Origin of the sequence: Acetatifactor muris, from assembly GCF_024623325.1 — a bacterium.
Classification (GTDB): Bacteria; Bacillota; Clostridia; order Lachnospirales; family Lachnospiraceae; genus Acetatifactor; species Acetatifactor muris.
Genome location: NZ_JANJZD010000015.1, coordinates 51,836 through 64,453, shown reverse-complemented (window position 1 = coordinate 64,453; position 12,618 = coordinate 51,836). Strand labels below are relative to the sequence as shown.

Here is a 12,618-nt window from a genome sequence, read left to right as displayed (position 1 = left end):
TTATGCAGAATGGTTATTTTCGATTGGTGAATGATTTTTCGGGATATGGGATAGCCTTATATCAGCCGAAGGACTTTGGAGAAGAAATCCGTGCGGATGAAGTCTGGAAATATCTGGATGGATTGAAAATAAATTATGATAAAAAAAGGCTGGAGGCACAGATCAGCTTCGGAGAGGGCGGCATTGTCCATCTGGGGAGCGGAGAGTGTCCCGTCTGCCCGGAAACCTATTTCCTTGAGGTCAGTGAAGACGGCATGATGGCTACTGTCCGCTTTATACCACCCTCTGAGGGCGGGGCCAGATTGGAGATGAATGATTTCCTGCGGGAAATCAGAAATAAAAAGATTGTATACGGGTTACAGGAGAAGTCACTGGAAGAGCATTTTCTTTCGGAAGGCGTGTATTGTACGAATATTCTGGTCGCCAAAGGGAAGAAGTCTGTCCAGGGACAGGATGCCAGGATTGAATATTCTTTTAATACGGTCTCTCACAAACGGCCGGCACATAAGGAAGACGGTCGGGTGGATTACTTCAATCTGACAACGATTAATCAGTGCCGGAAAGGGGAGGTGCTTGCCAGAATTATTCCGGAGCAGCAGGGAGAAGCGGGATGTGATGTGTATGGAAAGGCAATCAAGCCCCGTGAGGTAAAGCGTGAGACCCTGAAATTCGGCAAGAATATTGAACTGTCTGCGGACGGACTTTCCATCACTTCCATGGTGGACGGACATGTGACACTGGCTGACAAGAAGGTAGTGGTATCTTCCGTATACCAGGTGAAGGGAGTCAATGTATCCACAGGGAACATCAATTATGACGGAAGTGTGGAGATAGCCGGCAATGTGGATGAGAACTTTGAAGTAAAGGCCGGGGGAAATGTTGTGGTAAACGGTCTGGTAGAGGGGGCCACGATTATTGCCGGCGGAAATATTATCATTGCAAAAGGTATGAACGGCATGGGCAAGGGCTACCTGAGAGCGAAGGGCGACATTATTGTGAAATTCCTGGAAAATTCCCGTATTGTGACCGGCGGATTTGTGGAGACGGAAGCAATCCTTCATTGTACAGTATCTGCAGGGAGCGATGTGAGAGTGGGAGGCCGGAAGGGAATTATCCTGGGAGGCCGCGTGCAGGCGGCAAACTCTATCAGAGTCAAGTCCATCGGAGGCAGTATGAGTACCGCGACAACACTGGAGGTAGGCGTGGAACCGCTGTTGATTGCTCAGCTTGAACATGTGAGAACAGCCATCGAGGAGAGAACGAAAACGGTCAATGCGGCTCAGGTTATTTATAATAATTTCCTGGAAAAGCAGAAAAAGGGATTTCAGTATAACGATGGCCAGCTGCGTTATATGCGCAGTGTGGGATCTCTGATTCAGGAGAAGAATACAGAACTGGAGCGTCTGAATGCACGTCGTACGGCTTTGGAAGAGATGATGGAGGCGCGGGAAGAGGCAGAAATAGTTGTGGAGGAGCAGGTCCATCCGAATACTACCATGATTATCGGAAATGTGAGCAGACTTTTGCAGCAGAGCTATCGGTATTGTAAATTCGTAAAGGAAGACGGCGAAGTGAAAATGGTTCCCATGTAACGCGTTTTGCGGGAAAGGAAGGGGCTTATGGCATTTGGGGCAATTGAGCTGACGACAGTATCGCGGTCGCAGGATTATACTACTATAAAACACAATGAAGACAATAAAGTGGCGGTGGACCAGGCCAACTTCAGTGAGCAGTTTCAGAAGACGGCGGAACAGAATATACGGGAAGTGCGCAGCAGCGATAATACGCAGTGGCATGAAAACAGGCCGGATGCCAAAGAAAAGGGAAATGGTCAGTACAGCGGAGACGGCGGAAGAAAGCGTAAAGGGAAACCGTCTCAGGAGCGCGTGGTGGTAAAAAACCGCGGGGGTTTCGACATGAAAATATGAGGACGGACGAGAAAAATGGATATTATGGAAGTTATCCTGTTGATTGCTGGAGGTATTATATTTACATTAAGCTTTCTGATTCCTGAAAAGAAATCTCCGGCTGCTGACAGCAGAGGAGAGCTGGCCCGGGAGGAGATCAGGAAGCTGGTCAGCCAGGAACTGGAGGCGGTGCGGAGCCATGTAGACGATGTGGTGGGGGAAGCGGTTACCTATGCGATGGAGAAGACAGAACGGTCTCTGGAACGACTTTCCAATGAGAAAATCATGGCGGTAAGCGAATATTCAGAAACCGTCCTTACGGAAATCCACAAAAATCATGACGAGGCCATGTTTTTATATGATATGCTGAACAATAAACATGTCAGCCTGAAAAATGCGGTATCAGAAGTGAATCATGCCGTCAGGGAGGCGGAGGAGAGAGCGGCTTCTTTTCAGAATCTTCTATCTGTCGTACCCCGGGAAGAGATACCTGTTGAAACGCAGACAGCCTCCGTGGGAGAGGAAGATATTGTTCCGGAGCAGGAAATGTTGCCGGAGACGGGACTGCCGGAAGCGGCTCCTGAGACCGGGGAATTTGTTCAGAATATCGATGAACAGCAATATAATCATAATGAAGAAATTCTGCAGCTTTACGGGGAAGGGAAATCTGCCAGGGACATTGCCAGGGAACTGGGGCTGGGAATGGGAGAGGTAAAACTGGTACTGGATTTGTTCCAGAGCTCTCATGCGGCCGGCCGAAATGTCACATAGAAGTGTCCGACTTTCATAGTAATCATAAAAAGTGAGGAATAAAGTGAAATTAAGATATCAAATGCGGGGACTGGGAATCGGAATGATTGTCACAGCTCTGCTGATGGGAGTGACTGCTGAGAAAGTGCCCTTAAGTGACGCGGAGATCAGAACCAGAGCGGCGGAGCTGGGAATGGTGGAAAGTGATTCCCTGAAATTAACGGATATTCAGAATACACCTGTGCCGGGGGAAAACCATTCCGGCGATGAGGCAGGGCCGGAAGAGGGGACGAAGGCGGAGGAAGACCCGGATTCGGAGGCGGAACCCACACAGCAGCTTCCTGAGACACAGGGAGAAGAAGATGCGGACGCCGGTTCCGGGGAGACTTCCGGAGAAGAAGGAACCACATCCGGCCCGGATGAAGCCGCCGGCGAAAGCAGCGCGGAAACGGTTACCGTTGAGGTGGAACCCGGAGTTACTTCCTATCGTATCTGTATCATGCTCGAGGAAGAGGGACTGGTGGAGGATGCCGCTGCCTTTGACACATATCTGTGTGATAACGGATATTCAAGGAAGATTAAGTTCGGGACATACCAGATTCCCGCGGGAGCAAGTGAAGAAGAGATAGCGAAAATTATTACGAGAAGCAGATAAATACCTCTTGCAATGCAGGAGGTATTATGCTATAATCTTGTGCGGTGAAAAGTGTCAGAGGAACACTTTTTATTGTATATCTGTTAAAACAGAAAACACGCATACCGATTCGGCGAGGGTGCTTTTTGCAGTGTTTGCCAGAGGTAATCGTCGGAGTTGCCGGTTTTTAACGCGGATTCGGCACAATCTGTCACAGATTGATACGGTTATGCGGAAGAAATCAACCAAATGGAGGTAAGAACATGAGCGTTATTTCTATGAAGCAGCTGCTTGAAGCAGGTGTCCATTTCGGACATCAGACCAGAAGATGGAACCCTAAGATGGCTCCTTATATCTTCACTGAGAGGAATGGTATTCACATTATCGATCTGCAGAAGTCTGTGGGTAAGGTGGATGAGGCTTACAGAGCGGTATCCGAAATCGTTGCACAGGGCGGCACCATTCTTTTCGTGGGAACCAAGAAACAGGCCCAGGATGCAGTTAAGACCGAGGCAGAGCGCTGCGGTATGTATTACGTGAACGAGAGATGGCTGGGCGGAATGCTCACCAATTTCAAGACCATTCAGTCCCGTATCGGAAGACTGAATGCCATTGAAAAAATGTCGGAAGACGGAACTTTTGATGTACTTCCCAAAAAGGAAGTTATCAAGCTGAAGAAAGAGTGGGAAAAGCTGGAGAAGAACCTGGGTGGTATCAGGAATATGAACAGAGTTCCCGATGCTATTTTTGTAGTTGATCCCAAGAAGGAAAGAATCTGTGTGCAGGAGGCACATGCTCTGGGCATTACCCTCATTGGAATTGGCGATACCAACTGTGACCCGGAGGAGCTGGACTATATCATTCCCGGAAATGATGATGCTATCAGAGCTGTAAAGCTGATTGTATCCAAGATGGCTGATGCCGTTGTGGAAGCAAATCAGGGAGAAGCTGTCTATACCGAGGCAGATGTGGCTGCAGAAGGTGCCGAAGACATTGAAGAGGTAGTGGAACAGGAAGCAGAATAATCGACAAAGAAGAGACTGGAATTCAGGAGGATATATAAATGGCAGAGATTACAGCAGCAATGGTCAAGGAACTGCGTGAGAAGACCGGCGCTGGCATGATGGATTGTAAAAAGGCTCTGAATGAGACCAATGGAAATATGGAGGAGGCCATCGAAGTTCTGAGAAAGAACGGACAGGCCAAGGCTGTCAAGAAAGAAGGAAGGATTGCCGCAGAAGGACTTTGCCGCATTGCCGCCAACGGAGATAAGGTTGCAGCTGTTGTGGAAGTGAACTCTGAGACTGACTTTGTGGCGAAGAACGAGACATTCCAGCAGTTTGTGGAAGCAGTGGCAACTCAGGCCGTAAATTCTTCCGCAGATGGAATTGATTCTTTCATGGAAGAGGCCTGGAACGAGGATGCTTCTAAGACAGTGAAGGAAGCACTGGTTGACAAGATTGCCGTTATCGGTGAGAAGCTGAGCATCAGAAGATTTGAGAAGGTGGAAGCTTCCGAAGGGTTTGTGGCTACCTATGTACACGGCGGCGGACGTATCGGTGTCATTGTGGAAGCGAAGACAAATGTGGTGAACGAGGCTGTGAAGGAAGCGATGACCAATATCGCCATGCAGATTGCTGCGCTGAATCCCAAATATGTGGCCACTGCCGATGTATCGGATGAGTATAAGGCACATGAGAAGGAAATCATCAAGGCACAGATTGAGCAGGATCCCAAGATGGCAGGCAAGCCGGAGAAGGTAATCGAGGGCGCCATCAACGGCCGTCTGAACAAAGAGCTGAAAGAAGTGTGTCTGCTGGAGCAGGTGTATGTAAAGGCAGAGGATGGGAAGCAGACCGTTGCCCAGTACATCGCTCAGGTTGCAAAGGAGAATGGCGCAGATCTTTCTGTGAGCAGGTTCGTGCGCTTTGAGACCGGAGAAGGTATTGAGAAGAAGCAGGAGGATTTTGCGGCTGAGGTTGCGGCGCAGATGAATCAGTAAACTTCTGAGAAGAATTGATTTACGAACCCCTGAAAATCCCATAGAATGGGCATTTTCAGGGGTTTTTTGCGTTCTCGAGAGAGGCTCATAACTTATCGTAAATTACCGTATTTTGAGTGCCGATTTGGGGGATTTTTGGGGGAAGAATTGGGGGAAAGGGTATCCCCCAAATGGTGTGTGAAAGTTTGCCTCGTTCTTTTCGTAAAAGGGGAGAAGTTTGCTTCGTGTTTCTGTTTGGGGGATAGCACTATCTTCCAAATTTGAATGTAAAATGGTGTATCTTCCCTTAAATTATTATAAGTTATCATGTGGAAAATATGGATTGATGGAACTGCGCAGCAGCTCAATGTCAGCTATACGGCGGGACAGGCACTGCCGGGTCATTATATTCAGCTCTATTTCGGCGATGTCCAGCCAACTGCCGTGCTTTGGGGTATAATGTATTTCCAGTTTTTTGATAATGCGTCTTGCTTCCTCCGGAGGATACTTCTTATAGAGGGAAGCCGGCTTATGATACAAAAAACGGAGCCGTTGCTCCAGTAGCTACTTGTCAAGGACGTATTCATCATTTTTCATCACGTTTTCTTGGTCTGCCCTGTTTCCCATGCTCTAAATCATGGAGAATGACACGCTTTAACTTGTCCTCTACGCTTTGGGTACTTGTAGCCGAAAAATGTACCTCGACTAAATACCTTGTCTTGTCAATCTTCTGTTGTAAACAGGGCGTTAATCGCCCTGTGGTGTTGGTCTGAATGTTGTCGCTCATGTTCCTCCTTTGGACGCAAAAAAGACGCATGGTTTACAATTTTACTGTTCCATGCGTCTTTACGCTATTATTTTGATATTAAATTGTTTTGCCGATTACGCTAACTGCATTGATTGACTTTCTAACTCTTTAACTATATCAAGGGATAATTCCGTAGCTTCTGCTATTTCTTCTAATGTCATTTTACCTAACTTTATTAAATGAACCGCCGTTTTTTTTGCTTTATTTTGTTCCGCCTCATTCCTCATATCTTCCATAATTTTACACATAGCCGCAACTCCTTTCTCGTCTTGCTTAAAATATCGTGCTTTTTTAGCAAGCGTTTCATAATTCATATCATCGGGATTAGTGCATGAAAAATCGTGCATCAGCTTTCCAATCTCATCGTTGCCCCTATATTTCCCATTAACATATATGATATGCGAACCATCGCCAAACAATACTTTGTTTTCCCCGATAGTGACATATCTTTCTACCGGATATATCGGCTGGTTTCCTTTCATTACATCATTTTCTGTTATGAAAATAACATAGCTGTCAGGAATATCCTCTGTATCATCACCAGCCTTTAATATGTGTGCATCCAACAAGCTACTGTTATGTCTTGCCCTCTTTGCGCCTGCTCCTGCGTCTTTCCTCTGAATTTCAACATCAAATTCCTTATCGGCGTCGTCAACCGCATGAACATCTAAAACAGCCGAACGTCCCTGCAAATTCTTCAATGGTTCTTGTGTCCTGACCGATTTAACTTTTATATCCCCCGCCCTAAAACAATCCGAAGTATTAGTTCCACACCCTCAAAATTATCTGCAAGGCAGACGGACATAAAATCATCGTCCATATATCGGAGTGATTTCAGACGTTCTAAATCCTGTTGATGTGTCTGCTCCGTTGTATTCAAAAATATCACCTTCTTCCACTGCTTTTATTATATATCAGACAATGCCTTTTGAAAACTGAATTTTCCGTAAAATTTTCTCGATTTTCTATACGCTCTGACGCTGTGTTACTTTTTCAGTTATGATTGCGGTAAGGTTTGATAGTCTAAGTTCTCCATTCAACTATATCTTCAAGTTTTTTGCGTGGTCTTTCTTTAGGAAATTCATTAGGATAGCCAAACGCAATCGCTGCGATAAGCTGTCCGTCACTATTGAGCCATTCACATAGTTCTGAATATGCAAAATAAATATCACATATCCAAAGGCTGCCTATTCCTTTTTCAGTAGCAGCAAGAAGCATATTTTGTATGGAAGCACTTATAGCAAGTCCTTTGAGTGACTGGCTCTCCTTATAGGTGGCTTGGATTGGCGCAAAGAGGGCATACATTTTTGACAGTTCCTTTAATCGGTTTAGTTTTTGCCCCTTTGACAAATGCACTGTTTCAAGCTGACTGTATTTCTGTTCCCTATCCGCTGTAAAGTTCACAAGGCTCTCAAAGCTGTCTATCTTCCTTGTCATGATGAATTTCTCCGCATTGTCGGCTGACTGCGAATCCAATGCAGCTGCATTGGATTTGCGGTTATGGTCGGATATTTTTCTTAGGTGCTTTCCGCTGACAATCGGCAAGTCTAATCTACCTTTGCGCTCCCTTACTTTTGCAATCATTTCCATAACTTCCATGCCAGCTTGCTGGCATTGTTCACGGCTGACCGCTGTACTCTTAATCTTGGCGTACTGTGCGCTGTGAAGTTCCTGCTTGGCAAGCATGAGTATTTCTTTCGCCTGTTCCAACAGCATATTGTTCTTGACGATTTCCCGATTGATATTGCCCCTCTCGGTCTATATTCCTTTGCGCTCTAAAGCGTTGGCAATCGCCCCGATATGGATAGTCGGCTCTCTGTCAATTCCCTGTTCCTTAAAAGAACGGTGTTCCCAATGAAGCGCAATCCCTAACTGCTCATTGGTGGCATTTATTGTATCATTCAATGTCATTATCTTACCACAAACGCCTACACAATTCCATTAAATTTTGCTAATCTCCTTTTGCCTTATTCTTTGCAATCATCATTTGCCTTGCATGTTCCCTCGGAGGTGCGCTTCGCCCCAACCGTCGGGATACCGCCTTACCTGTCCTCTGATGCGCTGTACGTTGTCAAAGGTTTCTTGGTCGATAATCGGCGCATGGGTGTCCTCAAAGATTAACCACTGGTCTTTATCTACATAATGGCTCTTTTTATCCTTGAAATGTTTGCGTGTCTTGAAATTTACCGTATGCCCTAAATATTCATGTTTCTGTAAGATATGCGCTATGGTGGAACTCGTCCATTTGTAGGGATATTTAATCTCCCTATTCTGCCACAATCCAACGCCCAACTGCGCTTGGTGGCAGGCAGGAATGGGGATATGCTCCGCTGTGAATTGTGTCGCAATCTGATACGGACCGTAACCCTCCAAAGTCATTCGGAATATCCGTCTGATAATGGGCGCTGCCACTTCATCAATTATCCATTGTTTTTTGTCCTCACTGTCTTTCAGATAGCCATACGGCGGACTGCTCGCAACGTGCTTTCCGCTTTCGCCCTTTGCCTTAAACGTAGACTTGATTTTCTTGCTGATGTCCTTTGCATAGTATTCATTGATTACATCTCGGAACGGGAGGAAATCATCATCAAATCCCGAACCTGTATCAACTCCCTCGTTGACCGCAATCAGTCTTACATTCGCCCTTCGCAATTGCTCCAGTAGCGATTATACATCTACTTTTGCAACAGCCTATTAAATTTTTCAGTAGAAAGAATGCAAATGAAGTTCTACTGCGGCTATCTGAATTCCGGGAAGGCCGAAGACTACCTGCTGCAGTCCTTGTCTTCCGTCCTGACCAGTACGGTGCAGGATACGGAGAACCGCCTGGCCCGGATGGATTCTAAGATCGCAGTGGAGCTGTCCATGCTGGCGCATATGATCGCCTGCCATTCGGAAAGCCGGATCGATGAAAGTACATTCCGAAAGCTCCATGCAAAGTGCGTGGAGGAAGTGAAGCGTCTCAATGGTGCGGTGGAGCTGGGTGACGCATACAAATATCAGAAACGTGAAAACTAAAAAACTAAAAGGAAATAATTTTATTGACTTTGCATATGGACTGTCAGGGCGGTTTTATTTATGTTGGTTGGAAAAAGGAGTGAAATGGAAATGGATAGAGAAGAGATTTATGAGATGGTGATCCGGGAGATGACGGAGACAGCAGTGCGTGAGCGCAATGGGCATTCGCCGGAGGACCAGGAGCTGCAGGAAAAGGCGGCCAGGCTGAGCAAAGAGATGCAGGAGAAGATAAAAGACCTGCCGGAAGATGTGAAGAAGGCCATCACGGATTATGTGGAGGAGATCCTGCTGGCGGCGGACCATGACTGCCTGTATCTGTATGAGCAGAGAGCGAAGGACTGCGTAGCGCTGCTGAAGAAGCTGGGAGTGCTGTAGATATTTTTCGGATTTTTACAAAGAAAGAAAAAGTACAGAGTGGCCGGCAGGCTGCTCTGTAACTGTTTGTGCAGGGTTATGATTTGCTTTTGGGAGAGAGACGATCATATTGGATTTGTAGAGTCCCGGTGTTGGTGTTTATCTTTTCTTTTTTCAAAAGGGTGTATACTGCCTGGCCTTTTGTGTAATCTTTCTCCTCTTTTGGAAAAAAGGAACGGCAGAAAAAATTACCTGCTTCGCCTTTTTTGTCGAGGAAGATATACACATCGGTATGCTCATGTGGTGTAGAAAGCAGATATTCAGCCTCGATAAGAGAAAAAGCCTGAAGCTTTCGGTTATAGCGGAAGATCAGGTCATTTTTATCAAATAGCTCTTCGATCCTTTGAAAAGGATCCAGCCGTTTCTGGATACTGCAGAAATAACGGCTCTTTTACATCATCCAAAGTGATCTGGCCGGAAAGGATCTGTGAAAATACTTTTTCCCGGTTGGCTCTGGAAAGACGCAGATCGTGCAGCTTATGTAGTCCCATAAGGTGATGAAATTCTACAGCCTGAAAGCTGACAGTAAGATCCACGGATTTTCCCTTTCGTCCAATGATGATCTCTGAGCATTTTCTTTCGGCTTATGCCTACTCCGGCTTGAGGTTTCGCTGCACAACCCCTCTCGAAAGCTCCGCATAACAAGGCTATCCGGTACGCTGTTATGCTTCATCGCTTGGACAGACACACGCTGTTGCCTGTCTGATACTATTATTATATGGATTTACAGGAAATATGTCAATGAAAATTCAAAAATCAGTCATCAGTTCGGAGAGTGCTATGCTCTCTGATTTTATTTCCAGGAGAGATATATATGGCAAAACTGATCTTCACCAGCCGCTACATCCGTGACGCTCCGCCAGAACACCTGCAGAACTATGTGCGCTACATCAGTACCCATGAAGGTGTGGAGAAGGCGGACGAGAGCAAAAAGAATCTTCCAGTTACTCCTGCACAGAAGGAGCTGATCCGGCAGCTCATCAAAGATATGCCGGAGTCCAAAGACATGCTTGAATATGAGGACTACCGCCAACATTCCACCATCGGCAATGCCTCAGAGTTCATCACCCAGGCACTGGAGCGGAACCTGGACATGGCGGCGATGAAAGAAAACTATGTGAATTACCTGGCGAACCGTCCCCGCGTGGAACGGCTCGGTGAGCATGGCCTGTTTACAGATGCAGGAAAGCCGGTGATCCTTGCAGAGGTGCAGAAAGAAGTGTCAGAACACAAGGGCCCTGTCTGGACCCATGTGGTCAGCCTGCGCCGGGAGGATGCCGCGAGGCTTGGATATGATTCTGCCAGAGAGTGGATGACACTCCTGCGTTTCAAATGCTATACTCTGTAAGAACATGAAGATGCCTGCGCCAGCGGCATGAGCTTCCTATGTACGGATACCAAAGGGGATCTGTTTCAGAACTATGCGGGGATTGCAGAAAAATACTATGGCTACAAAATATCCATCCTGGATCTTAGAAACCCCATACGCTCTGACGGGGACAATATCCTGGGGATGGTGAACAAATACATGGATCTGTGGCTGGAGGATCCGGAGAACCTGGCATACAAGGCCAAAGCAGAAAAGTATGCCAAGATTACAGCCAAGACCATCATCAGCTCCGGGGCAGATTCCTCCAGTTACGGGCAGAACGCATTTTTCTATGATGCAGCTGAGGGGCTCCTGACCAGTGTGCTTTTGCTGATTGCAGAATACTGTCCAAAGGAGCAGCGCCACATTGTCAGTGTGTTCAAGCTCATCCAGGATCTGCTGGCACCCTCTCCGGTGAAAGGAAAGAATCAGTTCCAGCTGCTGATGCAGAAGCTTCCCCCGGAGCATAAGGCCAGATGGTTTGCCGGGGCAGCCTTAAATACCGCAGACCAGGCCATGGCGTCTGTGCTTTCCACGGCCGTGTCCAGACTGAACGCATTCCTGGATTCAGAGATGGAACAGATTCTGTGTTTTGACGGCTCCATGGATACGGAAACTTTTGGTAATTCAAAGTCAGCGATTTTTATTGTGCTGCCGGAGGAAGATAACACGAAATACTTTATGGTCAGCCTGTTTTTACAGCAGATTTACCGGGAGATGCTGTCTATTGCAGATGAGCATGGCGGGAAGCTTCCCAACCGGGTCGTGATCTTTGGGGATGAGATCGGGACTATCCCCAAGATTGAATCCCTGGAAATGCTGTTCTCCGCAGGACGCTCCCGCCGTATCAGCATGGTGCCCATCATCCAGTCCTTTGCCCAGCTGCAGAAGAACTATGGGAAAGAGGGCAGTGAGATCATCATCGACAACTGCCAGGACATCCTGTTCGGAGGGTTTGCACCGAACTCGGAGAGCACGGAAGTTCTGTCAAAGGCCCTGGGAAATAAAACAGTGCTGTCCGGCTCCATCAGCAGGGGAAAGAATGATCCCAGCCAGAGCCTGCAGATGATTCAGCGTCCCCTTATGACTCCGGATGAGTTGAAATCTCTGCCGAAAGGGCATTTTATCCTGGCCAAGACCGGATGCCATCCCATGCGGACGGAGCTGCGGCTGTTTTTTAAATGGGGATAGAATTTGAAGAGGGATACGTGGCGGAGCAATATGGGGCAAGAATTGTTTCTTATGCGGACCGGCTGACGCTGGAGCAGGAAATCCTGCGCAGGCAGATGGATGATGACATGGAAGGGTTTGAAGAACCACCTGTGCCGCCAGGACTGCCTGTAGGCGGCGGTATGGGACAGGGCCAGGTAACGGAGCATACCGTCCCGTTACAGCCCCACAGACCCGGCTCCAGGCCGCCGCTGCGGACAGACTGAAGAAGGAGGAGATATGGAATACTTTCAAACGATTTATTCATCCGGCCTGCCCCATCGGGCGATCACAGTCTATATGTATCTGTATGACCGGGCGGACCGGGACAAAAGCTGCTGGCCTGCCATTCCTACCATGGCCAGGGAACTGGGGATGTCCCGCAGCACCATAAAACGTGCCTTGAATGATCTGGCCAGTGCAGGGTATCTGAGGAAGGAATACCGGTACCGGGAGAACGGCAGCTATACGTCCAATCTTTATACCCTTCTGTAAGATTGTGAGATCCCGCCAGGGGGAGAGTCTGTC

The 12,618-nt window shown here is 47.4% G+C and carries 18 protein-coding genes and 2 pseudogenes; 11 read left to right on the top strand and 9 right to left on the bottom strand.

Annotated features, from left to right (window positions below):
- The first annotated feature begins 2 nt into the window (after window positions 1–2).
- From NSB25_RS15220 to tsf, 6 genes are all read left to right on the top strand, one after another.
- Window positions 3–1,592 carry a DUF342 domain-containing protein gene (locus NSB25_RS15220; protein WP_103240372.1) on the top strand — a complete coding sequence of 530 codons (1,590 nt, stop codon included), beginning with the start codon at window positions 3–5 and terminating at the stop codon, window positions 1,590–1,592.
- A 27-nt stretch (window positions 1,593–1,619) separates the two neighbouring features.
- Window positions 1,620–1,928 (top strand): hypothetical protein, encoded by a 309-nt coding sequence (locus NSB25_RS15215; RefSeq protein ID WP_103240373.1) that lies wholly within the window; start codon window positions 1,620–1,622, stop codon window positions 1,926–1,928.
- Between the two features lie 15 nt (window positions 1,929–1,943).
- A complete protein-coding gene (locus NSB25_RS15210) occupies window positions 1,944–2,678 on the top strand; it encodes a DUF6115 domain-containing protein (RefSeq protein ID WP_103240374.1) in 735 nt (244 codons plus the stop codon).
- A 43-nt stretch (window positions 2,679–2,721) separates the two neighbouring features.
- Window positions 2,722–3,312 carry a hypothetical protein gene (locus tag NSB25_RS15205; RefSeq protein WP_146040069.1) on the top strand — a complete coding sequence of 197 codons (591 nt, stop codon included), beginning with the start codon at window positions 2,722–2,724 and terminating at the stop codon, window positions 3,310–3,312.
- Between the two features lie 242 nt (window positions 3,313–3,554).
- Window positions 3,555–4,316, top strand: a complete 762-nt coding sequence (gene rpsB, locus NSB25_RS15200) for a 30S ribosomal protein S2 (protein WP_103240376.1) — start codon at window positions 3,555–3,557, stop codon at window positions 4,314–4,316.
- Between the two features lie 38 nt (window positions 4,317–4,354).
- Window positions 4,355–5,293, top strand: a complete 939-nt coding sequence (gene tsf / locus NSB25_RS15195) for a translation elongation factor Ts (RefSeq protein WP_103240377.1) — start codon at window positions 4,355–4,357, stop codon at window positions 5,291–5,293.
- Between the two features lie 294 nt (window positions 5,294–5,587).
- Here tsf and NSB25_RS15190 read toward each other — a convergent pair whose 3' ends face one another.
- From NSB25_RS15190 to NSB25_RS15165, 7 genes and pseudogenes are all read right to left on the bottom strand, one after another.
- Window positions 5,588–5,812 (bottom strand): transposase, encoded by a 225-nt coding sequence (locus NSB25_RS15190; protein WP_172455145.1) that lies wholly within the window; start codon window positions 5,810–5,812, stop codon window positions 5,588–5,590.
- A gap of 46 nt (window positions 5,813–5,858) precedes the next feature.
- Window positions 5,859–6,059 carry a transposon-encoded TnpW family protein gene (locus NSB25_RS15185; RefSeq protein WP_103240378.1) on the bottom strand — a complete coding sequence of 67 codons (201 nt, stop codon included), beginning with the start codon at window positions 6,057–6,059 and terminating at the stop codon, window positions 5,859–5,861.
- Between the two features lie 95 nt (window positions 6,060–6,154).
- Window positions 6,155–6,781: a hypothetical protein gene (locus NSB25_RS15180; protein ID WP_306817625.1), complete on the bottom strand. Its 627-nt coding sequence runs from the start codon at window positions 6,779–6,781 to the stop codon at window positions 6,155–6,157.
- Window positions 6,782–6,810: 29 nt separating this feature from the next.
- Window positions 6,811–6,960, bottom strand: coding sequence for a hypothetical protein (locus NSB25_RS29255; RefSeq protein WP_306817624.1), 150 nt, complete (start codon window positions 6,958–6,960; stop codon window positions 6,811–6,813).
- 143 nt (window positions 6,961–7,103) lie between these two features.
- Window positions 7,104–7,796, bottom strand: coding sequence for a nitroreductase family protein (locus NSB25_RS15175; protein WP_242982460.1), 693 nt, complete (start codon window positions 7,794–7,796; stop codon window positions 7,104–7,106).
- Window positions 7,797–7,838: 42 nt separating this feature from the next.
- Window positions 7,839–7,991, bottom strand: a complete 153-nt coding sequence (locus NSB25_RS15170; RefSeq protein ID WP_242982461.1) for a MobA/MobL family protein — start codon at window positions 7,989–7,991, stop codon at window positions 7,839–7,841.
- 99 nt (window positions 7,992–8,090) lie between these two features.
- Window positions 8,091–8,744: pseudogene (locus tag NSB25_RS15165) on the bottom strand (recombinase family protein); the annotation flags it as partial.
- A gap of 57 nt (window positions 8,745–8,801) precedes the next feature.
- Between NSB25_RS15165 and NSB25_RS15160 the strand changes: the two are divergent.
- Both NSB25_RS15160 and NSB25_RS15155 read left to right on the top strand, forming a co-directional pair.
- Window positions 8,802–9,098: a hypothetical protein gene (locus NSB25_RS15160; RefSeq protein ID WP_330406131.1), complete on the top strand. Its 297-nt coding sequence runs from the start codon at window positions 8,802–8,804 to the stop codon at window positions 9,096–9,098.
- Window positions 9,099–9,188: 90 nt separating this feature from the next.
- Window positions 9,189–9,473 (top strand): hypothetical protein, encoded by a 285-nt coding sequence (locus NSB25_RS15155; RefSeq protein WP_103240436.1) that lies wholly within the window; start codon window positions 9,189–9,191, stop codon window positions 9,471–9,473.
- A 76-nt stretch (window positions 9,474–9,549) separates the two neighbouring features.
- On the opposite strand, the gene NSB25_RS29700 is transcribed toward NSB25_RS15155, so the two are convergent.
- Both NSB25_RS29700 and NSB25_RS29695 read right to left on the bottom strand, forming a co-directional pair.
- Window positions 9,550–9,852: a PBECR4 domain-containing protein gene (locus tag NSB25_RS29700; protein WP_334304972.1), complete on the bottom strand. Its 303-nt coding sequence runs from the start codon at window positions 9,850–9,852 to the stop codon at window positions 9,550–9,552.
- Entirely contained in the window at window positions 9,836–10,048 is a 213-nt protein-coding gene (locus NSB25_RS29695) for a PBECR4 domain-containing protein (RefSeq protein ID WP_257479272.1), read from the bottom strand. Before NSB25_RS29695 ends, NSB25_RS29700 begins: the two co-directional genes overlap by 17 nt.
- A gap of 278 nt (window positions 10,049–10,326) precedes the next feature.
- Between NSB25_RS29695 and mobP3 the strand changes: the two genes are divergently transcribed.
- The 3 genes and pseudogenes from mobP3 to NSB25_RS15130 all read left to right on the top strand — a co-directional run bounded on the left by mobP3 (window position 10,327) and on the right by NSB25_RS15130 (window position 12,585).
- Window positions 10,327–10,860, top strand: coding sequence for a MobP3 family relaxase (mobP3, locus tag NSB25_RS15140; RefSeq protein WP_172455146.1), 534 nt, complete (start codon window positions 10,327–10,329; stop codon window positions 10,858–10,860).
- A gap of 6 nt (window positions 10,861–10,866) precedes the next feature.
- Window positions 10,867–12,317: pseudogene (locus tag NSB25_RS15135) on the top strand (type IV secretory system conjugative DNA transfer family protein); the annotation flags it as partial.
- 13 nt (window positions 12,318–12,330) lie between these two features.
- A complete protein-coding gene (locus tag NSB25_RS15130) occupies window positions 12,331–12,585 on the top strand; it encodes a helix-turn-helix domain-containing protein (RefSeq protein ID WP_103240379.1) in 255 nt (84 codons plus the stop codon).
- Window positions 12,586–12,618: the final 33 nt, after the last annotated feature.

Excerpts from the sequence above, each read along its gene's own strand:
- NSB25_RS15220 (WP_103240372.1), top strand. The coding sequence starts at position 3 with ATGCAGAATGGTTATTTTCGATTGGTGAATGATTTTTCGGGATATGGG.
- NSB25_RS15215 (WP_103240373.1), top strand. The coding sequence starts at position 1,620 with ATGGCATTTGGGGCAATTGAGCTGACGACAGTATCGCGGTCGCAGGAT.
- NSB25_RS15210 (WP_103240374.1), top strand. The coding sequence starts at position 1,944 with ATGGATATTATGGAAGTTATCCTGTTGATTGCTGGAGGTATTATATTT.
- rpsB (WP_103240376.1), top strand. The coding sequence starts at position 3,555 with ATGAGCGTTATTTCTATGAAGCAGCTGCTTGAAGCAGGTGTCCATTTC.
- tsf (WP_103240377.1), top strand. The coding sequence starts at position 4,355 with ATGGCAGAGATTACAGCAGCAATGGTCAAGGAACTGCGTGAGAAGACC.
- NSB25_RS15185 (WP_103240378.1), bottom strand. The coding sequence starts at position 6,059 with ATGAGCGACAACATTCAGACCAACACCACAGGGCGATTAACGCCCTGT.
- NSB25_RS15175 (WP_242982460.1), bottom strand. The coding sequence starts at position 7,796 with ATGCTGTTGGAACAGGCGAAAGAAATACTCATGCTTGCCAAGCAGGAA.
- NSB25_RS15170 (WP_242982461.1), bottom strand. The coding sequence starts at position 7,991 with ATGACATTGAATGATACAATAAATGCCACCAATGAGCAGTTAGGGATT.
- NSB25_RS15160 (WP_330406131.1), top strand. The coding sequence starts at position 8,802 with ATGAAGTTCTACTGCGGCTATCTGAATTCCGGGAAGGCCGAAGACTAC.
- NSB25_RS15155 (WP_103240436.1), top strand. The coding sequence starts at position 9,189 with ATGGATAGAGAAGAGATTTATGAGATGGTGATCCGGGAGATGACGGAG.
- mobP3 (WP_172455146.1), top strand. The coding sequence starts at position 10,327 with ATGGCAAAACTGATCTTCACCAGCCGCTACATCCGTGACGCTCCGCCA.
- NSB25_RS15130 (WP_103240379.1), top strand. The coding sequence starts at position 12,331 with ATGGAATACTTTCAAACGATTTATTCATCCGGCCTGCCCCATCGGGCG.